Raw genomic sequence first — 24,789 nt, forward strand, 5'->3', positions numbered from 1 at the left:
TGCGGCGGCAAGATGGGCAAAAGGTAGCCTTAAGTCAATTCGGCCGACCGGCGTACAACAGCGAGACCATGCCGTTGCCATGCCGCTCGATTCGCCCGGAGAGATCGAGTTCGAGCAAGGCTAGCTGTACGCGCCGGGCATCGAGGCCGGAGGCGCGCACCAACTCGTCCATCGCCACGGGCGAAGGCCCGAGCACGGCGATCAGGCGGTCCTGGTCGGGATCACCCGTCGACGCGGAAGGAGGGGCGGGGGCGGTTTCCGGCTCCCTGGTCTCGAATTCGAAGCGGGGCTGAACGGGCCGTGGCGGTGGTGCGGGGCGCTCGACCAACGGCGTCAGAGCTTCCAGCACGTCGCCGGCATGCCGGACCAGGATAGCTCCCTCGCGCAGCAATTTGTTGCTGCCGTCATTGCGCGGATCGAGCGGCGACCCGGGTGCGGCCATCAGTTCGCGGCCTTGCTCCAAAGCAAGGCGGGCTGTGATGAGGGAGCCGGAGCGTGCAGCGGCTTCGATGATGACCACACCGAGCGAGAGGCCCGACACGATGCGGTTGCGTTTGGGGAAATCGCGTGCCGTTGCCACCCACTCGAACGGCATCTCGGAAATGACGCAGCCTGTGGCAGTGATATCCTTTGCGAGTTGTTCGTGCTGTGACGGGTAGATATGGCCGAGACCACCCCCGACCACGGCGACGGTGCCGTTGCTCACGGTGGCGCTATGCGCGGCTTCATCGATACCCCGCGCCAAGCCGGAGACCACGGTGAAACCGGCATTGGCGAGTTCGCTCGCCATGACAGCCGCGAATCGGCGCCCAAGCGCAGAGGCATTGCGGGCACCCACGATGGCGACCATCGGCCGGGACAAGGGAGCGAGCGATCCCCAGACGGCGAGGAGAGGCGGGGCCGATTCAATGGCGGCCAGAGAGAGGGGGTAGTCGGCTTCGCCCACGGCCACGAAGCGGGCACTAAGAGCGGCCATGGCCTGCAATTCTCGCCGAAGGCCGGCCTCGGAGGGCAGCTTGAGGGCACGGCCGCTGCGCCTGGCGATCTCGGGCAGAGCCTCGATCACGGCTCTGGCGGAACCGTGGCTTTCCAGCAAGCCCTTGAAGCTGATGGGGCCAATGCCGTCGCAGCGGATCAGGCGCAGCCAATCCAGCTTTTCTTCATCCGAGAGGGCAGAACCTGGCGACGTCACGCCTTCTTTCCAATGCGGCTCTCCGTACCATTGAGGAGACGGCCGATATTGGTGCGATGCATCACCCACAGGACCACGGTGAGGATGGCAAAGAGCAGGGCTTCACGCTGATAGCCCATGAGCAGGAGCCCGATCGGGCTCAGCAGGCTGGCCGTCAGGGCCGAGGCCGACGAATAGCGGGTAATGAAGGCAACCGAGACCCAGACCAGCGCGAAAAAGATGGCGATAGGCCAGGCGAAGGCGGCCAGCAGGCCGAGATAGGTGGCGACGCCCTTGCCGCCCTTGAATTTCAGCCAGATCGGGAAGAGGTGACCGACAAAAGCGGCGAGTCCGGCGAAGACTGCGGCCCCATCTCCCCAGAAGTGGCGCGCGAGCAGCACGGCGGCCGTGCCCTTGAGGGCGTCGAGGATCAGGGTGGCAGCCGCCAGATCCTTGCGGCCGGTGCGCAGGACATTCGTGGTGCCGATATTGCCAGAGCCGATGGCGCGGATATCCCCCAGTCCGGCCAGGCGAGTGAGAACCAGGCCGAAAGGAATCGACCCGAGCAGGTAGCCGAGCAGCAGCGCCGCCAGCGTCGTCGTCAGGGTCAGGTCGGCAAACATCGGCAGCTCGCTTTAGGAAGAAAAAGTGCGTGCCGCACACTATCGTCACTCGCCGAGGGCCGGCCACGAAAATCTTTGCCTTGAGACGGAGCGGAGCATCGACGATGGAGTTTTCCTCAACCTTTGTTGGGTCGACCGGTTGCGATGACCCGGGAGCGCGCTAAGGCTTTCCCGATGTGCTGAGCTGGTTCAATGCTGTAGGACGCATGGGCGCACCGCATTTGTGGGAGCCGGCCGACTGAAGGAGATTTGGATGCGTGTCATCGTGGCTTCGGCTTTGTTTCTTGGTCTGGCCGGCGCGGCCCTCGCGCAGCAGCCGACCTACAACGAACAGGTCGAAAAGGAGTTTCCTGCCCTGGACCGGCTGGTGAAGGCGCAGCCCTACAAGGGAGCCTACGGTGCCCTGTTGAAGGAATTGTCGCCCGTTCCCGACTATTTGTCCGACGTGCTCAGGCGCAAGGGCGACTATATGACTTTCGGCTCCAAGCAGGTGAGCATCGACGGTTCGCCCTACCGCGTCGCCATGGTCTGCCCGACCAACGTGACCTGTGCCGAATATGGCAGCGTCTTCCTGTTCACGGCCGATGGCCGTCAGGCCTGGGCCGAGATCCGCGACGGCGACAAGCCGGTCTATCTGGGTGGCCCCAGCGCGGGACAGAAACAGGCCCTGGATAAGGCATTCGACGAATAGAACGATCCGCGCCTGGAAATGGAATGCTTTGACGATGGGAGAGAGCGGACGGGGAGGTCCGGCTCCCGGGACTCCGTATCCTTGAGGCAGGCCTTCAGCCCCGCTCGAACACCTGGCGGCCGGCAACGAAGGTGCGGGAAACCAGGCCGCTGAGGCGCGCGCCGTCAAAGGGCGAGTTCTTGCAGCGAGACCGTAGCTTGGCGGCGTCGAGCACAAAGGGCACGTCAGGATCGAAGACGATGACGTCCGCGCTTGCACCCTTGGCCAGCGTGCCGCCAGGCAGGCGCAGGATTTGCGCCGGTCGCGTCGAAAGAGCCCGCAAGAGGCCGATCAGGTCCAGCGAGCCGTCATGCACCAGTCGCAGGCCGGCCGAGAGCATGGTTTCCAGGCCGATGGCGCCGTCGGCCGCCTCGGCGAAAGGCTGGCGCTTGGTCTCGACGTCCTGGGGATTGTGATCGGAGACGATCGCATCGACCAGCCCATCCTTGACCGCCTGGACCAGGGCCATGCGGTCGTCCTCATGCCGCAGCGGCGGCGATACCTTGCAGAAGGTACGGAAACCGTCGATGTCGTTCTCGTTGAGGGTGACGTGGTTGATCGAGGTGGAGGCGGTGACGTCGAGCCCGTCCTGCCTGGCCCGGCGCAGCACCTCGATCGAGGCGCGGCAGGTGACGGTTGCGGCGTGATAACGCCCACCGGTCAGGGCGACCAGGCGCATGTCCCGTTCCAGCAGGATGGCTTCCGCTTCGGCGGGAATGCCTGGCAGGCCGAGCCGGCTGGCAAATTCGCCCTCGTTCATCACGCCGTCACCGGCCAGATCGCTATCCTGGGTATGATGGATAATGAGAGCGTCGAAATCGCGCGCATAGGTCAGTGTCCGACGCATCACCCGGGCATTCATCACGCTGTGGGCGCCATCGGTGAAGGCGACGGCACCCGCTTCGCCGAGCAGGCCGATCTCGGTCATCTCCTGGCCGGCAAGGCCCTTGGTCAGCGCCGCCATGGCATGGACATGCACGATGGCGGTATCGCGGGCGCGGCGCAGTACAAAATCGACCACGGCGGGATCGTCGATCGGCGGATGGGTTTCCGGCGTGCAGACGATGGTGGTGACGCCACCGGCAGCCGCCGCCTGAGAGGCGGTGGCGAGGGTTTCGCGGTGCTCGGCGCCCGGCTCGCCCGTCACGGCCCGCATGTCGACCAGGCCGGGAGCGACGACCTGGCCATCGCAATCGATGATGGCGGTGTCCGAGCCCACGGTGCCGGAGGTGAGATGGCTCCCGATATCGGCGATGACGCCGTCGCGAATCAGTAGGCCGCCACGCTGCTGCGATCCGGCGGCGGGATCGGTCAGCAGTGCATTGACCAGAAGGGCATTGGCCGGGGCCAGAGGGCGAGCGTTATCCAACTTCCAGTTCCCCTCAGACATTCGGCAGGTTGCGGGCAAGAGCCTCGAGCACGGCCATGCGGACGGCGACGCCCGCCTCGACTTGCTCGCGGATGAGCGACTGGGCGCCGTCGGCGACGGCGGTATCGATCTCCACCCCGCGATTCATCGGGCCGGGATGCATCACCAGGGCATCCGGCTTGGCAAAGCCGAGCTTTTCCTCGTCCAGGCCGAAATAGCGGAAATATTCCTTGGTCGAGGGGATGAAAGCGCCTGCCATGCGCTCGCGCTGGAGGCGCAGCATCATCACGATGTCGGCGTCGCGGAGACCTTCCCGAATGTCCTTGAAGATCTCGACACCGAAGCGATCGATGCCGGCGGGGAGCAAGGTGGTGGGCGCGATCAGGCGGACGCGGGCCCCCAGCGTGCCGAGCAGCAGGATATTGGAGCGGGCAACGCGTGAATGCAGGATGTCGCCGCAGATGGCCACCGTCAGCCCGGCGATGCGCCCCTTGTTGCGGCGGATGGTGAGGGCATCCAGCAAAGCCTGGGTCGGGTGCTCGTGGGCGCCGTCGCCGGCGTTTACCACGGCGCAATCGACCTTGCGGGCCAGGAGATGTACGGCGCCGGCCTGGTTGTGCCTGACCACGATCACGTCTGGCCGCATGGCGTTGAGGGTGATGGCGGTATCGATCAGCGTCTCGCCCTTCTTCACCGAGGACGAGCCGACCGACATGTTCATCACATCGGCGCCGAGCCGCTTGCCCGCCAACTCGAAGGAGGACTGGGTGCGAGTCGAGGGCTCGAAGAACAGATTGATCTGGGTGCGCCCGCGCAGGGCGGACGATTTCTTCTCGACCTGCCTGTTGAAGGCGATGTGCTCGTCGGCTTCGTCGAGTAGGCTGAGGATATCGCTCTCCGTCAGGCCTTCTATGCCGAGGAGGTGGCGGTGCGGATAAGTCGCTTGAGCTGGCTTTGTCATCAAAGCCGACTTCATAGGCCGCACTAGTGACGGCAGCAAGGCCGGAGATAGGCCTTGCGTGTTTTTCCACCTGAGACTTTTGGGTGAGGGCTTCCAGGGAGAGTGCGGACATGACTTGCCTATCCCTCGGACCAATGCTATCGGCGAGGTGATACTCGAACCGGGAAAGGAGGGCTGCGCGTGATTATTCGTTGCGATCATCATCGCCAGCGTGGCCCAGTTCAGGCCCTGCAGATGCGTTTGCAGGGCTGACCAGAGGTCGTATCTCCCCCTTGCTGGTCTGCCCTTCGTGGCCCGCGCAGAACGAGAACATGCTCGTGATTGCGCATCGTCAAACGCCGTTCCTTCGCCTGCATTCCTTGATGGCTGCGTGCCCGGGATGCCGCGATCGCCGGTCCGGACCAGAGAATTCCCATGAGCCTGACTACCCTGCGCAACCTCGGCGTGACGCTGAGCACACCGCTTTTCTCGCAACTCAACCTCACGATCAATGCCGGCGATCGTATCGGCTTGGTGGCGGCCAATGGCCGTGGCAAATCCACCCTCCTGCGCTGCATCGCCGGCACGATGGATCCGGGGGAGGGGGATATCGTCAAGTCGCGCGGGCTGACGATCGGCCACGTCGAGCAGCATGTACCGACAGCCTTGCTCGACATGCCCTTTTACGAGGCTGTCCTCTCGGCCCTGTCGGCGGAGGCGCAGGTAAGCGAGGGCTGGCGCGTAGACGTCACCCTCGATTCGCTGCAGGTACCTGAAATCTTGCGGCAGAGGTCACTCGGGCAGTTGAGCGGCGGTTGGCTCAGGTTGGCCATGCTTGCGCGGGTCTGGGTCAGGGAGCCCGATCTCCTGCTGCTCGACGAGCCGACCAATCACCTCGACCTCGCCAAGATTGCCCTGCTGGAGGATTGGCTCAACGCTTTGCCGCGCGACGTGCCCGTGGTGGTGGCAAGCCATGACCGGGCCTTTCTCGACGCCACCACCAATCGCACCCTGTTCCTGCGGCCGGAGCAGCCGCAATTGTTCCCCTTGGCCTATTCGCGGGCCCGGATCGCACTCGATGAGGCCGACGCCGCGGACGAACGACGCTATCAGCGAGATATCAAGACAGCCCAGCAACTGCGCAAGCAGGCGGCGAAGCTGAACAATATCGGCATCAATTCCGGCAGCGATCTCCTGGTCGTCAAGACCAAGCAATTGAAGGAGCGCGCCGAACGCCTGGAGGGCGCGGCAAAGCCCGCCCATCAAGAGCGTTCCGCCGGCGCCGTCCGGCTTGCCAGCCAGGGCACGCATGCCAAGGTACTGGTCAGCTTCGATGACGCGGCTGTGACCACCCCCAACGGCACGCTGCTGTTTCGGACTGGCAAGCGCTTCATCTGCCAGGGCGACCGCATCGTTCTGCTCGGCGCCAATGGCGCGGGCAAGACGCGGCTCGTCAGCTTGCTGCGCCGTGCGATCGAGCAGCCGCAGACCGATGCGGAAGGCGTTAAGGCCACCCCCGCGCTGGTCCTCGGCTATAGCGACCAGGCTCTGGCTGACCTCGACGACGCCGAGACGCCGCACCATGCCCTGATCCACCGCTTCGAAGTCGGCGACCAGCGGGCGCGCTCGTTACTGGCCGGGGTCGGTGTGGCGATCGAGAAGCAGACCCGTCCGATCGGCCAGCTCTCCGGGGGCCAGAAGGCACGTCTGGGTCTGCTGATGCTGAGGCTGGCCGAACCGAACTTCTATCTCCTCGATGAGCCGACCAACCATCTCGACATCGACGGGCAGGAAGCCTTGGAGACAGAGTTGCTGCGCCCCAATGTCAGCTGCCTGCTGGTCTCGCATGACAGGAGCTTCGTACGTGCAGTTGGCAATCGCTTCTGGTTGATCGAAGGCAGGAAGTTGATCGAGGCGGACGGACCAGAGGCGTTCTTCGCCGCCGTAAGCGGGACGGAGAACTGATTGTTCCTCTCCCGGCCGCGGCCCTTCCGGATGGTTTCGGAAGGACCGAGCCCTCCGTTGGCTGGCCGAATATTTCCCTTGTCGGGGCGCGTGGGCTGGCTCTTAATGCTCGTGCCGGGGGGCGAACGAACAAACAAGAACAGACAGGAAGAACGCTCATGGCAGGCGCGGCGACAGGTCAGTCGAAAGCGGGGACCGTACTCAGGGTCACCAGCGGCAATTTCCTCGAAATGTTCGATTTCTTTTTGTTCGGGTTCTATGCCACCCAGATATCCCAGGCCTTCTTTCCCTCACAGAATGAAACGACGTCTCTTCTGCAGGCCTTCATGACTTTCGGGGCCGGCTTCCTGATGCGGCCGCTCGGTGCCTTGTTTCTTGGCTCCTACATCGATCGTATCGGCCGCCGGCGGGGACTGATCGTTACGCTCGGCATCATGGCGATGGGCACCGTGCTGATCGCTTTCGTGCCGGGCTATGCCACCATAGGCTTGCTGGCGCCGATCCTGGTACTGATCGGGCGCTTGCTGCAGGGCTTTTCGGCCGGCGTGGAACTGGGCGGCGTCTCCGTCTATCTCGCCGAGATGGCGACCCCGGGCAACAAGGGCTTTTATGTCTCCTGGCAGTCGGCCAGCCAGCAGGTCGCCATCGTGGTATCGGCCTTGATCGGCTACGCGCTCAATCACCTCCTGATGCCTGAGACCATCACCGATTGGGCCTGGCGCATTCCTTTCTTCATCGGCTGCATGATCGTGCCGCTGCTGTTCTTCCTGCGCCGGAGCCTGGAGGAGACGGCCGAATTCGAAGCGCGTCATGTCCGACCGACCCTGCAGCAGGCGGTGTCTTCGCTGCTGCAAAACTGGCAGGTCGTGTTGCTCGGCGTGATGCTGGTGTTGATGACCACCGTCTCCTTCTATCTGATCACCGTCTACACGCCGACCTTCGGCAAGAGCGTACTCAAATTGTCGGAGTCCGATGCCCTGGTGGTCACTTTGTGCGTCGGCATTTCCAATTTCATCTGGCTGCCGGTGATGGGGGCGTTGTCGGACCGCATCGGACGCTTCCCCATCCTTGCGATCTTCTCCTTCCTGATGCTGGTGACCGCCTATCCCGCCCTGTCCTGGTTGGTCAGCGCTCCCAGCTTTGCACACATGCTGGAGGTCGAGCTGTGGTTTTCCTTCCTCTATGGCGGCTATAACGGTGCCATGGTGGTGGCCCTCACCGAGATCGTGCCGGCCCACGTCCGTACCACTGGATTCTCCCTGGCCTATAGCCTCGCCACCGCGCTCGGCGGCTTTTCACTGGCGGTCTCCACCTGGCTGATTTCCCTGTTGCAGAACAAGGCGGCACCGGGGCTGTGGCTGTCGGCAGCGGCGGCTTGCGGATTGATCGCAGCCCTGCTCATCTACCGCACGAAACTGGCGAGCAGCCGACCGGATCCGGCATCGGCATTCTAGGACAAACGAACGCTCCTGGCCGAGCGCTCGTTCGTGCTTGGTCTTTGTTTGAATACGTCGTTGCGATTCCTGTCGATTTCGGCAGATCGCAGGGCACTTTGGGAGTTGGTTGTCGCAGATGTCGGATGTCGTAAGATTGGGGCGGGAGGCGACCTGGACTCTCGCCTACGGTGCTTGCCGGGGGGCGGGCGCCGATGAGGCGATTGCGCGGTCGCTTGCCGATGCCATCGTTTCCGCCGAATGGGTTGGGCGCTCCTCGGTGGGGCTTGCCCATCTGCGTGATTATCTGGTCGGTTTTATCTCGGGGCGGATCGCCACAGGGGTAGAGCCGGAACTCGACGATCCGGCCTTGGCTATTATCCGCTCCGATGCGAAGGGCGGTATCGCCCAGCTCGGTTTCGACAGGGCGTTCGACGCGTTGTGTAGCAGGGCCGGTCTCTACGGGCTGGCGGTCTTCGTCCAGCACAACAGCTATACCACCGGCGAGCTGGGTTACTATGTGCGCCGCCTGGCCGAAAACGGACTGGTCGCCATTGCCGCTTCCAACGGGCCGGCCCTGATGGCGGCCGCATTGGGCAGCGAGGCAGTCTATTGCACCAATCCTCTGGCATTCGCGGCTCCCGTCGCCGGTGAACTGCCCTTGTTGATCGACCAGGCTTCCAGCGCCACCGCCTTCGTGAATGTCCGGCGGGCCGCCGAGAAGGGCGAGACCATTCCAGAAGGCTGGGCGATCGATGCGCAGGGACGCCCGACGACCGACGCGCGCGAGGCAGTCAAGGGAGCGCTCCTGGCCTTCGGTGGCGCCCGCGGCGGCAATATCGCCCTGATGGTGGAGGTGCTGGCCGCCGGCATCAGCGGAGCGAACTGGTCGCTTGATGCCCCGCGTTTCATGACTGGGGAGAAAAGCCCGGGAGCGGGCCTGTTCGTGCTCGCCCTGAAGCCCGATCTCCTGGAACCGGGCTTTGCCGATCGCCTGAAGGAGCAGTTGAACAGGCTGTCCGGCAAGGGAGTGCATATTCCCGGCCGCAAGCGCGCCGGCGAAACCATCGAGGTTCCCAAGGCGGTGATAGAGGCGTTGGAACGGGACGGGCGCTGAGGCATTTCGTCGTCCCGGTTCTGTCCAACAACGACGCAGAGCACGTCAAATTGCGCATGGCGGCGAGCGTCAGCAGCTTAGCGACTTTGCAGTCCAATAAGGCTTCGATGCGGTTATCGCCCGTAGCCCAGGCGATCCAGTGCGCCTTGCAGGATGAAGGATGCGGCCATTTTGTCGACGACCTCCGCGCGCCTGCGCCGCGAGGCATCGGCTTCGAGCAAGGTTCTCGTCACCGCGACCGTGGACAGGCGCTCGTCCCAAAGGGCGACCGGTAAGTCGCTCAGGCGTTGCAGATTGCGGGCAAAACTTTCGGAGGCCTGGGCACGGGGGCCCTTGCTGCCATCCATGTTGAGGGGGTACCCGAGTACCAGGCCGCCGACATCGTGCCGGGCGGCGAGGGCGAGCAATTGTTCGGCATCGGCGGTGAACTTGGTGCGCCGGATCGTCTCCAGCGGCGAGGCGATGGTCAGCATCACGTCGGAAAGCGCCAGCCCGATCGTCTTGGTGCCGAGATCAAGGCCAAACAGGCGCATTTCGGCAGGCAGGTTTTCGGCGAGGTCGAAAAGATCAACGATCAAGGAAATATCCCTGGGAGCATGTCGCTGAGACGTCCGCGGTCCCAGGATTGGCGTCTGGTTGGAAAGCCGATAGCATTTCACGGGGGTGGGGCGTTATGGTTTTCTGTCGCTAACACCAACCTCATTGTTCAAGGGATTATCCAAATGCGTATTACCTGGCTCGGCCATGCCGCCTTTCGTGTCGAATTCGACGGCAAGGCCGTGCTGTTCGACCCCTTTTTGAGCGGGAACCCCTCCTTCAAGGGGGACCGCGCGGCCGTCAGCGCCGGCATCAGCCACATCTTGCTCACCCATGGCCATGCCGATCATGTCGGCGATACCATCGAACTGGCGCGGGAAACCGGAGCGACGGTGGTCTCCAATGCTGATCTGGTGACCTTTCTGGCGGGCAAGGGCGTAGAGAAGGTCGAGCCGATGAACACGGGCGGCACCGTCGACCTTGGCGGTTTCACCGCGACGATGGTGAGGGCGGATCATTCGGCCAGTCTGATCGACAATGGCGTCAGCGTCGCCGTGGGCAATTCGAACGGCCTCATCCTCAAGGCGCCGGGACAGCCGACGCTCTATCACCTGGGCGATACCGACATCTTCTCCGACATGGCGCTGATCGCCGAACTGCATCAGCCCAAGATCGGCCTGGTGCCGATCGGGGACCGCTACACCATGGGCCCGCAGACTGCGGCGCTCGCCGTGAAGCGCTATCTCAATCTGGAGGTCGCGATTCCCTGCCATTACGCGACCTTCCCAGGCCTGGTGAGCAATGCCGACGCCTTCACCGCGGGCATCGCCGGCAGCAAGACCAGGGTGCTTGCCCCCAAACCCGGCGAAAGCGTGGAGCTGGGATAAGGACGCATATACGAAAGGTCACAGGCAACTTGCCTGCGACCTCCCGCCTGACGTGGCAGGTATTTGTGTCGCCGCCTTAGCGATACCGGCAGTACCGTTTGCTGTAGTCGGCGGCGTTGATATCCCCGAGGCTGGAGCTCTTCTGCCAGAGATCGCAGGCCTTGTTGCGGTTTCTCGGCACGCCAGTGCCGTCATAGGTCATGATGGCGAGGCCGACATAGCCTTGTGAATCACCGGCTGCGATGGCCTGATTGTAGTAGTCGATCGCTTTCGGGTAATTACGGCGACCACCGACGCCCAGGCGGTAATAGTCGCCTAGCCCGGAGAGGGCGAACATCACTTTCTCATCCACCGCCCTCTCCATCAGCGCCAATGCCGCGGCGGGGTCCTTCTTGACGCCGCGCCGGGTCTTCATCAGGCCGGTTGCCACGTTGTAGATCGCCCGTTTGTGCCCCTTTTCCATTGCCGCCTTGTAGGCCACCATGGCTTCTTTGAAATTCTCTGCCTTGTCATAGCTGCGGCCAAGCTGGAAGAACTCCCGCGATGGCGCATCGGCGATCTTCGTCGCCTTCAGACAGGCGGTGATTGCTGCCGAGGTGTCGAGCTTGTCGAAGGTGACGCCGGGCAGATTTGCGGGCTTCTGTTCGTCCATTGCGTGGGCGGCCGCACGATCGCAGGCCTCGATATCAGGCGATGATGCGGCATCCTGCGCGGTCTGGGCGGGTGGAGATGAAGGTGCCGGTTCCGCCGCCGGCGCTGGTGTGCCCCGGTCCTGGGTGGTCGCCTCCGAGGTTGGCGTGGCCGGTGCGGCAGCCTTGCCCAATGCTCGCAACTTGATCTCGGCCAGGGGCTTGTAGACGCCCTTGAAGGTGCCACTGGCAACCTGGTCGAGATAGGCCTGGAACATGGCGGGATCGGTGCTGTTTTGCACCGATTGCCAGAAGATGTCCTCGGCCGACTGGCTCGCCTGGGCGAGCAGCAGGGGACGGGCCGGATCAGCCAGCCCCGGCGCGCTCCACGACAGCGCCAGCGCCGTGGCGATCAGCGACCCTGCCAGCAATTTCATCGACATCTATACTCTCCGCTCATTTCCAACCGTCTGACTGAACCTGCCTGCGCCTATCGCTCAGCCCGGCGGGCATTTGGCATTGAGATTGCCCGCCGCGTCGGCATCCCCCGCGGCCGCGCCCTGCCTGAAGAGGTCGCAGGCCTTGCCGGCATCCTTGGTCACGCCCTGGCCTTTGAGGTAGAGCAGGCCAAGGCCGGAAAAGGCCGTCGGCTCCTTGGCCTGGACCCCGAGTTCATAGATCGCTGCGGCCTTGCGATAGTCGCGGCTGGCACCAAAGCCATTGGCATACATCCATGCGATGCGGCTGATGGCCGGCGCGTAATTGCCATCGGTGGCCTTGTAGTAGAGGCTGAGGGCCTTGACGGCATCCTTTGGAACACCCCGCCCGGCCAGATGGCGCCCGGCCAGCTCATACAGCGCAATGCCGTGGCCGAGAGCCGCGGCTTTCTGCAACTGCACCAAAGCCAGGGCATCCTGGCTGCTCTGACCATAGGCGCGGGCGAGCTGGTAATAGAGGCGGCGCGGCGCGCCCGGCGAAGCAATGGCCTTGCTGCAGGCCGCGACGGCAGCGTCCGCCCCCGCAAGGGTCACATTCACGCCCCCTACGTCCTTCGGCCTGTCGGGGTCGCGCGGATCGGCGGCGGCCTGATCGCAGGCCTTGACGTCGTCGTTCCGCGCTTCGGTTTTTGGAGCGGCTGGAGCCGGCAGGGCGGCCTGCTGGCTGGATGGCGGCGGGGAGGCGGGCTTGGGCGCGGTTTGCGGCTCGGATTTGGGCTGCAGAGCGGCAAGCTTGATCTGTGCCAGTGCCCTGTAGGTACCCGTGAAAGTCCCGCTCTGGACTTGTTCGAGATAGGCCTGGAACATGGCGGGATCGGAACTGGCCTGGATCGACTGCCAGAACAGATTTTCAGACTGGCTGTCGCCGGATAGGGAGGCTGTCGGTGCGGCGGGCAACGCCTGGACCGCGGGGCGAGCCGCAGGCAAGTCACCCGTCAGCGTCACCCGGCCTACGATACCGTCATAATAAGCCGGCACCTGTTCACGGCCGGCGCTGCGGGCAAGGGCGCGCACCTTCTCCTGCGTTTCCTTGGCCATGTCGATCAGCGTCAAGTCCTGGCGCCCCAGCAACGGCAGGAAGGAGCGCACGAAGACGGAAGTTTTTTCGGGGTCGCCCGACGAAAGGCGGTCCAGCGCCTCCTGCTTGCTGCCGGCCGAAAACATGATGAAGACGCCGCCATCCGCCTCCATGCGGGCAAGGCCCCGGGTCGCGGGCAGGGCACGCGTGCCGCTCTGCGCGAAGGGATTGTTGCGACAGGCATCGAGAATTGCCACCACCTGCCGGGCGCCCTTGGAGCGGAAGCGCTCGATGATGTCGGCGGCGTTGAAGGATTCGTCCTTGATGAGGCCGGCTTCTCCCTCGGTCGCGGCGGGAATGTCGACCGGAAGCAGCCAGTTCTGCCCGTCGATCTCGACGCCATGGCCGGAATAATGGAACAGCACGGTGTCGCCAGGGCTTATCGCGCCCTCCACCGTCGCCATGGCCCGGCTGATCTGGCGCTTGGTGCCGTTCTCGACCAGCGTGACCGTAAAGCCCGCCCGCTGCAACGCCTCACGCATCGCCTGGGCGTCGTTCACGGCCGTCTGCAGTGGCGGCACTTCCTGATAGGTATTGTTGCCGACGATGAGGGCAAGCAGCTTGGCGGAGGCCGGCGCCACGCCGTTCCCGAAGGCCAGGAGGGCGAGTAGGAGCAGGACGAAGCGCGCTCTCATGGAGATTCCCCAATCGCACAGGCAGAATAGCTTACGCAACGACCTCTTACGAGAGCCATCGCGCAGGCGGCGTCGAACAAGCGTGACTCGTTCCCCTGACTTGCGGCATCATGGAGGACAAGATCGGTTGCGCCTGCAAAGCTACGCGTGATAGACCGCGCCGTTCCGTGATTTTGCGCACAATCGAGGGTTTCATGTCTGTCGATGCCGCCACGGTGAAGCGTATCGCGCGTCTTGCGCGCATTGCCGTCACCGAAGAAGACGTTCCGCATTTGCAGGGCGAGCTGAATGCCATCCTCGATTTCGTGGCCCAACTCGATGAAGTCGATGTCGACGGTGTCGAGCCGATGACGTCTGTGACACCGATGGTGATGAAGAAGCGCCAGGACGTGGTGACGGACGGCAATATCGCCGAAAAGATCGTCGCGAATGCGCCGGCCTCCGAGGACAACTACTTCCTCGTTCCCAAGGTCGTCGACTGAGTTACGCCGTTTCCAGGCCAGGCGTGCCCGAGCCGCTGCATTCCCCGCCGCTTCGAGCCCTGGCCATATCCGTTCAGGACATCTTTCCGTGAGCCATATCACCGATCTCACCCTTGCCGAAATCCGCGATGGCCTGAAGGCCAAGGCCTTCACCGCGACCGAGGCGGCCAAGGCCTATCTCGACGCGATGGAGAAGGCACGTGGCCTCAATGCCTATGTGCTGGAAACACCGGAGCAGGCCCTCGCCATGGCTGCCCGAGCCGACGACAAGCTCGCCCGGGGCGAAGGCGGCGCGCTTGAGGGCGTGCCGCTCGGCGTCAAGGATCTGTTCGCCACCGAGGGCGTGCGCACCACCGCCTGCTCGCGCATCCTCGACAATTTCGTGCCGCCCTATGAGTCGACGGTGACGAGCCAGCTCTGGCGCGACGGCGCCGTGATGCTCGGCAAGACCAATAATGATGAATTCGCCATGGGTTCGTCGAACGAGACCTCAGCCTTCGGGGCGGCTGTCTCGCCCTGGCTGCCGCCGACCTGGAGCGCCGAGGAAGGCAAGCGCAAGCTCGAAGAAGCCCGCGCTGCCGGCAAGACGCCGAACGGCTTCCTGGTTCCCGGCGGCTCCTCCGGCGGCTCCGCCGCCGCCGTGGCTGCGCGACTGTGCCCCGGTGCGGCGGGTACCGACACCGGCGGCTCCATCCGCCAGCCCGCCGCCATCACCGGCATCACCGGCATCAAGCCGACCTATGGCCGTTGCTCGCGCTGGGGGATCATTGCCTACGCCTCCTCGCTCGATCAGGCTGGTGCCTTCGGCCATACCGTTCGCGATTGTGCCATCATGCTCAACTCGATGGCCGGCCACGATCCCAAGGACACCACTTCCATGGATATCGCCGTGCCCGATTACGAGGCGGCGATCGGCGGCAGCGTCAAGGGCAAGGTCATCGGCATTCCCAAGGAATATCGGGTCGAGGGTCTGTCGGCGGAGATTGATGCGCTCTGGCAGAAGGGCATCGACTGGCTGCGCGATGCCGGCGCCGAGATTCGCGAGATCAGCCTGCCGCACACCAAATATGCGCTGCCGGCCTATTATATCGTGGCCCCGGCCGAGTGCTCTTCCAATCTCGCCCGCTATGACGGCGTGCGCTATGGCGAGCGGGTTGCCGGCCGCGAGATCACCGAGCTCTACGAGAATAGCCGCGCCGCCGGTTTCGGCGCCGAGGTAAAGCGTCGTATCCTGATCGGCACCTACGTGCTCTCGGCCGGCTATTACGACGCCTATTACGTCCGGGCCCAAAAGATCCGCACGCTGATCAAGCGCGATTTCGAACAGGCCTATGCCAGCGGCGTCGATGCCATCCTCACCCCGGCCACCCCGTCGCCCGCCTTCGGCATCGGTGAAAAGGGCGGTACCGATCCGGTGGAGATGTATCTCTACGACGTCTTCACGGTCACGGTGAACCTGGCCGGCCTGCCGGGCCTGTCCGTTCCGGCTGGGCTGTCCTCGGGCGGCCTGCCACTCGGCCTGCAGCTCATCGGGCGCCCCTTCGACGAGGAGACGCTGTTCACCCTGGGCCATGCCGTCGAACAGGCGGCCGGCTCGCTCGGCCGCCCCGAGCGCTGGTGGGCCTGAGCATGAGCGGCGCCGAGAACACCCGCGAAACATTGGGCACGAGCGAGACATTGGCGGACCTGCGCCGGGAGATCGATGCCATCGATGAAAAGCTGGTGCATCTCCTGGCCAACCGCATCAAGGTCGTGCAGCGGGTGGTCAAGGTGAAGAACCGCGACGGCCTGCCCGCCAACATCCCCGAACGCGTCGAGGAAGTGGTGGCATCGGCCTGCAAGCGGGCGCAAGCCGAAGGATTGCCGCCCGAGCTTGCCGAACTCATCTGGCGCGACATGGTGGCCTGGATCATCGATTACGAGAACCGCCACCTAGCCGCCGACAAACCAGGCTGAATCCAGCCTGCGACACTATCGAACCGTTCTTTGAACCGGAGCCTAGACATGAACGCCACGGTTGACCCCAAGAAGCTGATCAAGGGCGCCACGGGCGACTGGGAAGTGGTTGTGGGCATGGAAATCCATGCCCAGGTCACTTCCGAGGCCAAGCTCTTTTCGGGTGCTTCCACCAAGTTTGGCGGCGAGCCCAACAGCCACGTCTCGCTCGTTGACGCCGCCATGCCCGGCATGCTGCCCGTGATCAACGAGGAATGCGTGCGCCAGGCCATCCGCACGGGGCTCGGCCTCAAGGCGCAGGTCAACCTGAAGTCGGTGTTCGACCGCAAGAATTATTTCTATCCCGACCTGCCGCAGGGCTACCAGATCTCGCAGTACAAGCAGCCGATCATCGGCGAGGGCACCGTCATCGTCGAGGTACCGGAGACCGGCGAGACGCTGAGCGTGGGCATTGAGCGCCTGCATCTGGAGCAGGATGCCGGCAAGTCCATGCATGTGGGCGATGTCTCGCTGGTCGATCTCAACCGGTCGGGTGTGGCCTTGATGGAGATCGTCTCCAGGCCGGATCTGCGGTCGGCCGACGAGGCGCGCGCCTATGTCACCAAGCTGCGTACGATCCTGCGTTATCTCGGCACCTGCGACGGCGACATGGACAAGGGCAATCTGCGTGCCGACGTCAACGTCTCCGTGCGCAAGCCCGGCGATCCCCTTGGCACGCGCTGCGAGATCAAGAACGTCAACTCGATCCGCTTCATCGGCCAGGCCGTCGAGATCGAAGCCCGTCGCCAGATCGGCATCCTGGAGGATGGTGGCTCCATCGACCAGGAGACGCGTCTCTATGATCCGAACAAGGGCGAGACGCGGTCCATGCGTTCGAAGGAAGAAGCACACGATTATCGCTACTTCCCCGACCCGGACCTGCTGCCGCTCGAATTCGATCAGGCCTATGTCGACGATCTCGCCGGCCATCTTCCGGAACTGCCCGATCCCAAGAAGGCGCGCTTCATCAGCCAGTACGGCCTGTCGGCTTATGATGCCGGCGTGCTGACGGCCGAGCGCGAATCCGCGGACTTCTTCGAGGCGGTTGCCACGGGGCGCGACGGCAAGATCGCGGCAAACTGGGTGATCAACGAATTGTTCGGGCGCCTCAACAAGGAAGGGCTCGACATCACCTCTTCGCCCGTCTCGGCCCAGCAGCTCGGCAGCATCGTCGATCTTATCGGCGAGAACGTCATCTCGGGCAAGATTGCCAAGGATCTGTTCGAGATCGTCTGGACCGAGGGCGGCGACCCGCGCGCCGTCGTCGAGGCGCGCGGCATGAAGCAGGTTACCGATACCGGGGCCATCGAGGCCGCCATCGATGCGGTGATCGCAGCCAATCCCGACAAGGTCGAGCAGGTCAAGGCCAAGCCGACCATGCTGGGCTGGTTCGTCGGCCAGGTGATGAAGCAGAGCGGCGGCAAGGCCAATCCGCAGGCCGTGAACGATATCCTGAAGGCCAAGCTCGGCCTGTGAGGGCGAGGTAGCGATGTGCCGATCGCGCTCCGTCGAACGATGGAGCGCGATAGGCACATCGTGGCTGAACCTGCTCAGGCGGTCTTCTCGCCATCCCAATAATTCCTGGTCGCCGACATGTCGAAAACCCCTGGCTCCACGCGGAGGGCGTCGACGGCCATCTTGTTCGAGTCGGGATAGACGCAGACCTCGTTCGGATTGCGCTCGCCGATCATCAGATACCGACAGGGACCCGTGCCGCTATTGACGAAGGAATGGCCGATCTTCCGCCCGGCGGGAAAACAGACATAGTCGCCGGGTTTCATGGGGAGGCGCTCCTCGCCGAGGATGAGCGTCAGCTCTCCTTCGAGGACCAGTGCATGCTCTTCTTCCAGCATGTGGTAATGGGTCGGGCAGAGCCGCATGCCCGGAGCCGGGGACTCGATCAGCACGCCGACGCGATAGGCCCTGCCGGCCACCGCGTGGGTCAAATGCTTGGATGAACCGCCAAATTGCGGGCCGGCGCCATCGCCGTTCCAGGGGATGTCGTCCGCCGAGATGGGGAGGAGAGGCTTGGCCGGCTGAGACAGCGTGGCGATGACGTCGGGCCTGGGAAAAGCAGGATTGTCGGGGCCGGTCACTTCTCCATCCCAGTAGCTGCGGGCCGCCGCGAGGTCGAAGATGGCATCCCGTCCCAGGGCTCGCACCAGCACCTTGTTCGAGTCGGTGTAGACGACGACCTCATTGGGGTTGCGCTCGCCGATGATCACGTAGCGGGCCGTTGCGGTGCCGGTGTTGAGGAGGCAATGCCCGGCCCTTTGTCCGGCGGGAAAGCAGATATAGTCGCCCGCCTTCATCACATGCGTCTCGACGCCGACCCGCGCGGTGAGTTCTCCGTCGAGGACGAAGACGTGCTCTTCCTCGAAAATATGAAAATGTGCGGGCGAACTCTGCCTGCCGGGCTCGAGCTCCTCGATGGCGACGCCGACATGATAGGGCTCACCCATGGCAGCCAAGGTGAGATGACGATAGCGTACGCCGAAACGAGGCACGTCGGACCATTCCGTCCAAGCCACGTCATGCGACGAAATCGGGCGTACCGCAGGCTCGTTGTCTGCCGTCATCGCTCGATACCCTTTCGTGCTTCCGGCCGAGCAAGACTTCCCGGCGAGGTGAAAAGGCGCACCGGCATCGGGGACGGCGCGCCTGCCATCTTTACTGGCGGTTCCAGGTGACGGACCGACAAATCAGTCCGCCGAGCACGCAGCCGGCTGTGGTGAGGCGGTTGCCCGAAAGGGTCATGGTGCCGGTATAGGTCTTGCCGTCCTCAGGATTGAAGGCCTTGCCTTTCCATTTATCGTCGCCCGACGGCGCCATGTCGTAGAAAACGCGCTTGCCGACATTGTCTTGATGCTTGGGATCCTTGACCCAGGTGACGGAGCCGCACAGAGCTTCGCCGCAGGGAGCGATCTTCACCTTCGATTCGCCGTTCTCCCTCAGCCAGGTCCCGGAGGCATCGCCGGCGTGGGCGGCGCCTGCCAACAAAGTACTTGAGACAGCGGCTATAACAACTTGTGATAGCTTGATCTTCATCGATTTCACTCCAGGGCGTGGCTGTAAGAGGCAGCATGAGGTGCCCCTGCGCGACCGCATCATTTGCCAAACTCAGGCAATGTGCAAATCGCAGCGATGGAGGTTGTGGGCGAGATGAATCTGCCCTGCGCTGCCCGTTTTGCAGGCATGCTTGTTTAGGAGGCGAATTCCGCTTGCTGCCATCCCTGTGACTGGCTAGATTGTGAGCATAAAGGAGCCCTGCATTCATGGTAGGCAAGGAAATCGCGACTGAGGTCCAGTCCGCGCCGCCGGAGCGGCTGCGGATCGGGGCAGTCGAGTTGGCAAACCCGGTAGTCCTGGCGCCGATGTCCGGCGTGACCGATGCCGTTCTGCGTGGCATTGCGCAGCGCCAGGGCGCAGGTCTGGTGATTTCCGAGATGGTAGCGAGCGATCGTCTCGCCACGGGCGACGAAGAGGCGCGCTTGCGGGCCGAAGCCCCCGGCGGCGGGCCGCACGTCGTGCAACTCGCCGGTTGCGAAGCGCGCTGGATGGGCGAGGCGGCCCGGGTGGCCGTCGACGCTGGTGCGGATGTCATTGACATCAATATGGGCTGCCCGGCCAAGCGCGTTACTGGCGGCTGGTCCGGCTCGGCCTTGATGCGCGACCTCGATCACGCGCTTACCCTGATCGAGGCGACGGTATCGGCCGTGAAGGTTCCGGTGACGGTGAAGATGCGCCTGGGCTGGGACCATGCCAGCCTCAACGCCCCGGAGCTTGCCCGCCGCGCCGAGCGGGCAGGCGCCGCCATGATCACCGTGCATGGGCGTACGCGCATGCAGTTCTACAAGGGCACCGCCGATTGGCAGGCCATTCGGGCCGTCAAGCAGGCGGTCGGCATCCCCGTGGTCGCCAATGGTGATTGTCGCAGCCTCAGTGATGCGCTGGCCATGCTGCAGCAATCGGGTTGCGATGCCGTCATGGTCGGCCGGGCCGCCCAGGGACGGGCCTGGCTGCCTGGACACATAGCCCGCGAGCTCGCAGCCGGCGAGGTGCTGCCGGTGCCCGATGCGGCGGTGCAGCGTGATCTCACCCTCGAGCATTATCACGGCCTGCTGGATCTTTACGGACCTGCGCACGGCATCCGCCACGCCCGCAAGCATCTGGCCTCGGCGATGGAGGCTGCCCAGGGCTATTTCGGCGGCGGCAATGCCGAACTTCGCCAGTCGGTGCTGACGGGTGACAAACCGAGTGATGTGGCGGCCGCCTTCAACGCCTTTTTTGCCAGTCTCGATCGGGTGGCGGCATGACAGCACTGCCACGCCACATGCCCAATCACGAGGCCGTCCTGAATGCCTTGCCTCACGCCATTCTCTCGGTGGATGGGCAGGGCAGGGTGCTCGATGCCAATATGGCCGCCGAGGCTTTCTTCGACGTCAGTGCGCCGATGATGCGGCGCAACCTGATCAAGGATCTGCTGCCTTTCGGCTCGCCCCTGCTGGCCCTGATCGACCAGGTCCGCGAGCGCAATGCGCCCGTGAACGAATATCGCGTCGATCTCGGCTCGCCGCGGATCGGGGTAGAGCGGCATGTCGACATCCAGGTCGCGCCGATGCAGGACCAGTCCGGCGGCGTGGTGATCATGCTGCAGGAACGCACCATCGCCGACAAGATGGATCGCCAGCTCACCCACCGCGGTGCAGCCCGTTCGGTGACGGCACTGGCGGCCATGCTGGCCCACGAGATCAAGAATCCGCTTTCCGGCATCCGTGGCGCCGCCCAGCTCCTGGAGCAGTCGGTCGAGGATGCCGACCGCGAGTTGACGCAGCTGATCTGCGAGGAGGCCGACCGTATCGTCAAGCTGGTCGACCGCATGGAGGTGTTTTCGGACGAGCGCCCGGTGGCGCGCAGCCCGGTCAACATCCACGTCGTGCTGGAGCATGTGAAGAAGCTGGCCCAGTCCGGCTTTGCCCGCAAGATCAAGTTCATCGAGGATTATGATCCCTCGCTGCCGCCGGTGCATGCCAACAAGGACCAGCTCGTTCAGGTCGTCCTCAACCTGGTCAAGAATGCCGCCGAGGCGATCGACGGCGACACGGATGGCGAGATCACCATGACCACCGGCTTCAAGCCAGGCGTGCGCCTGTCGGTGCCGGGATCGTCCTCACGGGTCAGTCTGCCCATCGAGGTCTGCATCAAGGATAGCGGCCCGGGGGTGGCGCCTGATCTTCTGCCCTACCTGTTCGATCCCTTCGTCACCACCAAGACCAGTGGCACCGGGCTGGGGCTGGCCCTGGTCGCCAAGATCGTCGGTGATCACGGCGGCATCGTCGAATGCGAGAGCCAGAACAAGCGTACGGTCTTTCGCATCCTTCTCCCCATGTATCGTTCCGACCGTAGCGCATAGGAAAACCGAGTATGCAGGCAGGCAGTATTCTCGTCGCCGATGACGACGCCGCCATCCGGACCGTGCTCAACCAGGCCCTTTCGCGCGCCGGTTATGAGGTACGCTCGACCGGGAACGCCACCACGTTGTGGCGATGGGTCAGCCAGGGCGAGGGGGATCTGGTCATCACCGATGTGGTGATGCCGGACGAGAATGCCTTCGACATGCTGCCGCGCATCAAGAAGGTGCGGCCGGAACTGCCCGTCGTGGTGATGTCAGCCCAGAACACCCTGATGACGGCGATCCGAGCCTCCGAGAAGGGTGCCTATGACTATCTGCCCAAACCCTTCGACCTGAAGGAGCTGATCGCCATCGTCGGCCGCGCCCTGAGCGAGCCTCGCGGCAAGCCGGCGCCGCGCTCGGGCGAGGAAGCCGAGAGCATGCCGCTGGTCGGCCGTTCGGCGGCAATGCAGGAGATCTATCGCGTCCTTGCCCGCCTGATGCAGACCGACCTGACCGTGATGATCTCGGGTGAATCAGGCACCGGCAAGGAGTTGGTGGCCCGCGCTTTGCACGATTACGGCAAGCGGCGCAGCGGCGCCTTCGTTGCCATCAACATGGCGGCGATCCCGCGCGATCTGATCGAATCCGAGCTGTTCGGCCATGAGAAGGGAGCCTTCACCGGCGCCAATGCCCGTTCCGTGGGGCGGTTCGAGCAGGCCGAGGGAGGCACGCTGTTCCTCGATGAAATCGGCGACATGCCGATGGAGGCACAAACGCGCCTGCTGCGCGTCCTGCAGCAGGGCGAATATACCACCGTGGGCGGGCGGACCCCGATCAAGACCGATGTGCGCATCGTTGCCGCCACCAACAAGGATCTTCGCATCCTGATCCAGCAGGGCCTGTTCCGCGAGGATCTGTTCTTCCGCCTCAATGTCGTGCCGCTGCGCCTGCCGCCCCTGCGCGAGCGGGCTGAGGACGTGCCGGACCTTGCCCGCCATTTCTTCAAGCTGGTGGAGCGCGAGGGCCTGCCGCCCAAGCACCTGGACGTTTCGGCCGTCGAGCGTCTCAAGCGCCATCGCTGGCCCGGCAATGTGCGCGAACTCGAAAATTTGGTGCGCCGGCTCAGCGCGCTCTATCCGCAGGAAACGTTGACGGCTGCGATCATCGAGCAGGAACTGGCGACCTCCGAAACCATGCCGCTGGAGGCGGAGAACTCGGCCGATGAAACCCTGTCGGCCTCGGTCGAACGCCACATGACGCGCTATTTCAGCAAGTTCGGCGACGATCTGCCGCCGCCCGGCCTCTATCACCGGGTGCTGCGCGATATCGAGGAGCCGTTGATCGGCGCGGCGCTCGCGGCGACACGCGGAAACCAGATCAAGGCGGCCGAACTCCTCGGCGTCAACCGCAACACGCTGCGCAAGAAGATCCGCGATCTCGATATCCAGGTCATCCGCGCCATCCGGTGAGGCGCGGAGCAGGATTCAATTCGGCGATTGCGGGAAGAAGAGCTTGCGCCGTTTTGATTTCATCCGGTCGGGATCGAAGTTCTCGGCAACCCATGCGTCGGTCGGGTCGAGGAAGATCGCCTGCGTTCCCTCGCTTCCTTTGAGCGCGAGCTGGTTGGCGACATTGCGGAAATAGAAATGGCGGAAGATGCGGTCGAACTCCGTCATGTAGATGTCGGCGACGCGCGTATCGCCGCGGATGAGGAGCATGTTCTCGTCATTGTTGACGAGGGAGTTCTTTGAAAAATTCGCCGAGCCGCTGATGACCAGAGGATCGTCCGACAGCGGATCGATCAAAAGGATCTTGGTGTGAATGTAGAAGACATTCCCTTCATAGCGGTAATGGCCTTCCTCCAGGAACCATCTGTCGAGCTTCCAGCCGGGAACCTTGGCGCGCAGCGTCATCTTGCCGAGAGCGGCGCCATTGGCGATCTGTAGGTCGGGATCGCCGACCAGCGCCTTCTCCGCCTTGGTGTCGAGCGGCTTTTCGAGCAGGATGTAGCGCAGGAAATCGACGTCCTCGGCAAAGACCTTGGCCAGGGTGGCGTTCACGCCGAAGGCCGCCGTGAACATCACGGTTTGCCGGGCCGTATGGATGCGATCGGCATACCAGGCGAGCAGGCTGTCATCGGGGCGTGGACTGAACAGCGGGGTGATCGTGCCTGGCGCAACCTCGTTTCGGGGCGCGGCATTCTCGCTTCCCACCCATTGACGCAGGGGCTTCCATTCGGTGTCCGCCGCAAGCTTTTCCCAGTAAGCGAGATAGTGGGCGGCGAGCGCTGGATCCCGCACGAGATGGCCGACATTGCTCTGCCCGAGAAAGCCGGACGCCGTGAAATTGGTCGAACCGGTCCACACAGCCACGCGCGCCGGATCGTCTGACAGGCGCAGGATGAACTTGTTGTGGGGAATGTCGTTGCGGTGGATGCGCGGCAGCAGGATCGCCTTCGGCAGGCCGGATGCCTTGATGGCTGCGGCATTGGCCTTGGTGGCCTCGGTATCCTTGCGCTCGCCTTTCACGGTTTCCTGGCCAGCCTCATAGACGACGGCGACATCGACCTTGCGCTCGTGAGCGGCGGCCAGGGCTTTCAGGATTGGCGGATAGCTGAATTCATAGGCGGCGACACGCAGGCTTTCCCCCGGGCGAGTGTCGTCAATGAAGCCGAGAGCGGCCTCGAGCAGGCCGCGCGAAAGCCATTGGGTGATGCGGTCATGGCTGTCATTGGGATCGGTCGGTCCCCGATTGCCGAATTTCTCGGCGAAGGCCTGGCTCGCTATGGCGCCGCGATTGAAATAGACGGCGTGCTTGCCGCCATCCTCACTCTCGGTCGTGACCTCGATTTCAAGATCCTTGCCATAGCGCAGGTTCTTCGGCGTACCGTAAACGGGACGGATCAGGAAGCCATAGGGACGGCCGGGCTTGGCGGTGTAGTCGCTCCACAAGAAGCTCTGAATCGGCTGTTCGAGCGTGGAGTATTTCTGCCCCGGACGCGGTTCGGGAACCACGTCGCGAAAGAGCTTGGTGCCGCTCAGCCAATAGGACTGGTCCTCGGTGACGTCACTGCGTTTGATGGCAAAGCCGAGCAAGCCCCGGCGGGCCTCGGCGGTGGCATCGATCGCCAGGAGCACCACATTGCTGCCGGCGATGGCGCGAAGCGCAAAATCACCGTTCGTTGCTTCCGCCCGCATGCCCGGTTCCCCCGCATTGTGCGTCGATCGCTGGAAAGTACTGGTAAACTAGAGCACAGGAGCTCGACCATTGCGTGACAGGAGAGGGTGGCAAATTCGCTACCGTTCG

At 63.8% G+C, this 24,789-nt stretch carries 22 protein-coding genes; 12 read left to right on the forward strand and 10 right to left on the reverse strand.

The features are described 5' to 3' along the window. Positions 1-34: 34 nt before the first annotated feature. Together dprA and plsY are read right to left on the reverse strand one after the other, a co-directional pair. Positions 35-1,192, reverse strand: a complete 1,158-nt coding sequence (gene dprA / locus ACN6KF_RS07760) for a DNA-processing protein DprA (protein ID WP_434956291.1) — start codon at positions 1,190-1,192, stop codon at positions 35-37. Then, complete coding sequence (gene plsY / locus ACN6KF_RS07765) at positions 1,189-1,794, reverse strand: glycerol-3-phosphate 1-O-acyltransferase PlsY (protein WP_434956292.1); 606 nt, start codon at positions 1,792-1,794, stop codon at positions 1,189-1,191. Before plsY ends, dprA begins: the two co-directional genes overlap by 4 nt. Before the next feature lie 253 nt (positions 1,795-2,047). Between plsY and ACN6KF_RS07770 the strand changes: the two genes are divergently transcribed. Next, on the forward strand, positions 2,048-2,485 hold the full coding sequence (locus ACN6KF_RS07770) for a hypothetical protein (RefSeq protein ID WP_434956293.1): 438 nt from the start codon (positions 2,048-2,050) through the stop codon (positions 2,483-2,485). A 94-nt stretch (positions 2,486-2,579) separates the two neighbouring features. On the opposite strand, the gene ACN6KF_RS07775 is transcribed toward ACN6KF_RS07770, so the two are convergent. Together ACN6KF_RS07775 and ACN6KF_RS07780 are read right to left on the reverse strand one after the other, a co-directional pair. Next, on the reverse strand, positions 2,580-3,893 hold the full coding sequence (locus tag ACN6KF_RS07775) for a dihydroorotase (protein ID WP_434956294.1): 1,314 nt from the start codon (positions 3,891-3,893) through the stop codon (positions 2,580-2,582). Between the two features lie 13 nt (positions 3,894-3,906). Next, on the reverse strand, positions 3,907-4,854 hold the full coding sequence (locus tag ACN6KF_RS07780) for an aspartate carbamoyltransferase catalytic subunit (RefSeq protein ID WP_434956295.1): 948 nt from the start codon (positions 4,852-4,854) through the stop codon (positions 3,907-3,909). A gap of 414 nt (positions 4,855-5,268) precedes the next feature. Between ACN6KF_RS07780 and ACN6KF_RS07785 the strand changes: the two genes are divergently transcribed. The 3 genes from ACN6KF_RS07785 (at position 5,269) to ACN6KF_RS07795 (ending at position 9,348) form a co-directional block, all read left to right on the forward strand. Continuing rightward, complete coding sequence (locus ACN6KF_RS07785) at positions 5,269-6,798, forward strand: ABC-F family ATP-binding cassette domain-containing protein (RefSeq protein ID WP_434956296.1); 1,530 nt, start codon at positions 5,269-5,271, stop codon at positions 6,796-6,798. Positions 6,799-6,956: 158 nt separating this feature from the next. Then, a complete protein-coding gene (tcuC, locus tag ACN6KF_RS07790; RefSeq protein WP_434956297.1) occupies positions 6,957-8,252 on the forward strand; it encodes an MFS transporter in 1,296 nt (431 codons plus the stop codon). 118 nt (positions 8,253-8,370) lie between these two features. Beyond that, entirely contained in the window at positions 8,371-9,348 is a 978-nt protein-coding gene (locus ACN6KF_RS07795) for an Ldh family oxidoreductase (RefSeq protein ID WP_434956298.1), read from the forward strand. A gap of 113 nt (positions 9,349-9,461) precedes the next feature. Here the strand turns inward: ACN6KF_RS07795 and ruvX are convergent, their stop codons facing one another. Next, entirely contained in the window at positions 9,462-9,881 is a 420-nt protein-coding gene (gene ruvX / locus ACN6KF_RS07800) for a Holliday junction resolvase RuvX (protein WP_434959632.1), read from the reverse strand. A gap of 189 nt (positions 9,882-10,070) precedes the next feature. On the opposite strand from ruvX, the gene ACN6KF_RS07805 reads away from it, so the two are divergent. After that, a complete protein-coding gene (locus ACN6KF_RS07805; protein ID WP_434956299.1) occupies positions 10,071-10,772 on the forward strand; it encodes a metal-dependent hydrolase in 702 nt (233 codons plus the stop codon). A 76-nt stretch (positions 10,773-10,848) separates the two neighbouring features. On the opposite strand, the gene ACN6KF_RS07810 is transcribed toward ACN6KF_RS07805, so the two are convergent. Together ACN6KF_RS07810 and ACN6KF_RS07815 are read right to left on the reverse strand one after the other, a co-directional pair. Further along, positions 10,849-11,844 (reverse strand): tetratricopeptide repeat protein, encoded by a 996-nt coding sequence (locus tag ACN6KF_RS07810; protein WP_434956300.1) that lies wholly within the window; start codon positions 11,842-11,844, stop codon positions 10,849-10,851. Positions 11,845-11,898: 54 nt separating this feature from the next. After that, positions 11,899-13,611 (reverse strand): caspase family protein, encoded by a 1,713-nt coding sequence (locus ACN6KF_RS07815; protein WP_434956301.1) that lies wholly within the window; start codon positions 13,609-13,611, stop codon positions 11,899-11,901. Between the two features lie 194 nt (positions 13,612-13,805). Between ACN6KF_RS07815 and gatC the strand changes: the two genes are divergently transcribed. From gatC to gatB, 4 genes are all read left to right on the forward strand, one after another. Further along, positions 13,806-14,093, forward strand: coding sequence for an Asp-tRNA(Asn)/Glu-tRNA(Gln) amidotransferase subunit GatC (gene gatC, locus ACN6KF_RS07820; protein ID WP_149250944.1), 288 nt, complete (start codon positions 13,806-13,808; stop codon positions 14,091-14,093). Positions 14,094-14,181: 88 nt separating this feature from the next. Then, a complete protein-coding gene (locus ACN6KF_RS07825) occupies positions 14,182-15,720 on the forward strand; it encodes an amidase (protein ID WP_434956302.1) in 1,539 nt (512 codons plus the stop codon). 2 nt (positions 15,721-15,722) lie between these two features. Beyond that, positions 15,723-16,049 carry a chorismate mutase gene (locus tag ACN6KF_RS07830; protein ID WP_434956303.1) on the forward strand — a complete coding sequence of 109 codons (327 nt, stop codon included), beginning with the start codon at positions 15,723-15,725 and terminating at the stop codon, positions 16,047-16,049. Between the two features lie 48 nt (positions 16,050-16,097). After that, positions 16,098-17,564 carry an Asp-tRNA(Asn)/Glu-tRNA(Gln) amidotransferase subunit GatB gene (gene gatB, locus ACN6KF_RS07835; RefSeq protein WP_434956304.1) on the forward strand — a complete coding sequence of 489 codons (1,467 nt, stop codon included), beginning with the start codon at positions 16,098-16,100 and terminating at the stop codon, positions 17,562-17,564. Between the two features lie 74 nt (positions 17,565-17,638). On the opposite strand, the gene ACN6KF_RS07840 is transcribed toward gatB, so the two are convergent. Together ACN6KF_RS07840 and ACN6KF_RS07845 are read right to left on the reverse strand one after the other, a co-directional pair. Then, positions 17,639-18,667, reverse strand: coding sequence for a cupin domain-containing protein (locus ACN6KF_RS07840; protein ID WP_434956305.1), 1,029 nt, complete (start codon positions 18,665-18,667; stop codon positions 17,639-17,641). 91 nt (positions 18,668-18,758) lie between these two features. Continuing rightward, positions 18,759-19,136, reverse strand: a complete 378-nt coding sequence (locus ACN6KF_RS07845; protein ID WP_434956306.1) for a DUF2147 domain-containing protein — start codon at positions 19,134-19,136, stop codon at positions 18,759-18,761. A 227-nt stretch (positions 19,137-19,363) separates the two neighbouring features. Between ACN6KF_RS07845 and dusB the strand changes: the two genes are divergently transcribed. Genes dusB through ntrC form a run of 3 tightly spaced genes read left to right on the forward strand, consistent with a single transcriptional unit; the run spans position 19,364 to position 22,952 of the window. After that, positions 19,364-20,404: a tRNA dihydrouridine synthase DusB gene (gene dusB / locus ACN6KF_RS07850; protein ID WP_434956307.1), complete on the forward strand. Its 1,041-nt coding sequence runs from the start codon at positions 19,364-19,366 to the stop codon at positions 20,402-20,404. After that, positions 20,401-21,501, forward strand: a complete 1,101-nt coding sequence (locus tag ACN6KF_RS07855) for a two-component system sensor histidine kinase NtrB (protein ID WP_434956308.1) — start codon at positions 20,401-20,403, stop codon at positions 21,499-21,501. Before dusB ends, ACN6KF_RS07855 begins: the two co-directional genes overlap by 4 nt. Before the next feature lie 11 nt (positions 21,502-21,512). Beyond that, positions 21,513-22,952, forward strand: coding sequence for a nitrogen regulation protein NR(I) (gene ntrC / locus ACN6KF_RS07860; RefSeq protein WP_434956309.1), 1,440 nt, complete (start codon positions 21,513-21,515; stop codon positions 22,950-22,952). Positions 22,953-22,967: 15 nt separating this feature from the next. Here the strand turns inward: ntrC and ACN6KF_RS07865 are convergent, their stop codons facing one another. Next, complete coding sequence (locus ACN6KF_RS07865; RefSeq protein WP_434956310.1) at positions 22,968-24,680, reverse strand: phospholipase D-like domain-containing protein; 1,713 nt, start codon at positions 24,678-24,680, stop codon at positions 22,968-22,970. Positions 24,681-24,789: the final 109 nt, after the last annotated feature.

The sequence above is a fragment of the Labrys methylaminiphilus subsp. lupini genome, from assembly GCF_051161885.1.
Classification (GTDB): Bacteria; Pseudomonadota; Alphaproteobacteria; order Rhizobiales; family Labraceae; genus Labrys.

What these genes read in the sequence shown, in the direction of transcription:
- ntrC (WP_434956309.1), top strand. Translation starts at nt 21,513, where the DNA reads ATGCAGGCAGGCAGTATTCTCGTCGCCGATGACGACGCCGCCATCCGG.
- gatB (WP_434956304.1), top strand. Translation starts at nt 16,098, where the DNA reads ATGAACGCCACGGTTGACCCCAAGAAGCTGATCAAGGGCGCCACGGGC.
- ACN6KF_RS07845 (WP_434956306.1), bottom strand. Translation starts at nt 19,136, where the DNA reads ATGAAGATCAAGCTATCACAAGTTGTTATAGCCGCTGTCTCAAGTACT.
- ACN6KF_RS07795 (WP_434956298.1), top strand. Translation starts at nt 8,371, where the DNA reads ATGTCGGATGTCGTAAGATTGGGGCGGGAGGCGACCTGGACTCTCGCC.
- tcuC (WP_434956297.1), top strand. Translation starts at nt 6,957, where the DNA reads ATGGCAGGCGCGGCGACAGGTCAGTCGAAAGCGGGGACCGTACTCAGG.
- plsY (WP_434956292.1), bottom strand. Translation starts at nt 1,794, where the DNA reads ATGTTTGCCGACCTGACCCTGACGACGACGCTGGCGGCGCTGCTGCTC.
- dusB (WP_434956307.1), top strand. Translation starts at nt 19,364, where the DNA reads ATGGTAGGCAAGGAAATCGCGACTGAGGTCCAGTCCGCGCCGCCGGAG.
- ruvX (WP_434959632.1), bottom strand. Translation starts at nt 9,881, where the DNA reads ATGCGCCTGTTTGGCCTTGATCTCGGCACCAAGACGATCGGGCTGGCG.
- ACN6KF_RS07865 (WP_434956310.1), bottom strand. Translation starts at nt 24,680, where the DNA reads ATGCGGGCGGAAGCAACGAACGGTGATTTTGCGCTTCGCGCCATCGCC.
- gatC (WP_149250944.1), top strand. Translation starts at nt 13,806, where the DNA reads ATGTCTGTCGATGCCGCCACGGTGAAGCGTATCGCGCGTCTTGCGCGC.
- ACN6KF_RS07830 (WP_434956303.1), top strand. Translation starts at nt 15,723, where the DNA reads ATGAGCGGCGCCGAGAACACCCGCGAAACATTGGGCACGAGCGAGACA.
- ACN6KF_RS07815 (WP_434956301.1), bottom strand. Translation starts at nt 13,611, where the DNA reads ATGAGAGCGCGCTTCGTCCTGCTCCTACTCGCCCTCCTGGCCTTCGGG.
- ACN6KF_RS07805 (WP_434956299.1), top strand. Translation starts at nt 10,071, where the DNA reads ATGCGTATTACCTGGCTCGGCCATGCCGCCTTTCGTGTCGAATTCGAC.
- ACN6KF_RS07785 (WP_434956296.1), top strand. Translation starts at nt 5,269, where the DNA reads ATGAGCCTGACTACCCTGCGCAACCTCGGCGTGACGCTGAGCACACCG.
- ACN6KF_RS07855 (WP_434956308.1), top strand. Translation starts at nt 20,401, where the DNA reads ATGACAGCACTGCCACGCCACATGCCCAATCACGAGGCCGTCCTGAAT.
- ACN6KF_RS07810 (WP_434956300.1), bottom strand. Translation starts at nt 11,844, where the DNA reads ATGTCGATGAAATTGCTGGCAGGGTCGCTGATCGCCACGGCGCTGGCG.
- ACN6KF_RS07780 (WP_434956295.1), bottom strand. Translation starts at nt 4,854, where the DNA reads ATGACAAAGCCAGCTCAAGCGACTTATCCGCACCGCCACCTCCTCGGC.
- ACN6KF_RS07840 (WP_434956305.1), bottom strand. Translation starts at nt 18,667, where the DNA reads ATGACGGCAGACAACGAGCCTGCGGTACGCCCGATTTCGTCGCATGAC.
- ACN6KF_RS07770 (WP_434956293.1), top strand. Translation starts at nt 2,048, where the DNA reads ATGCGTGTCATCGTGGCTTCGGCTTTGTTTCTTGGTCTGGCCGGCGCG.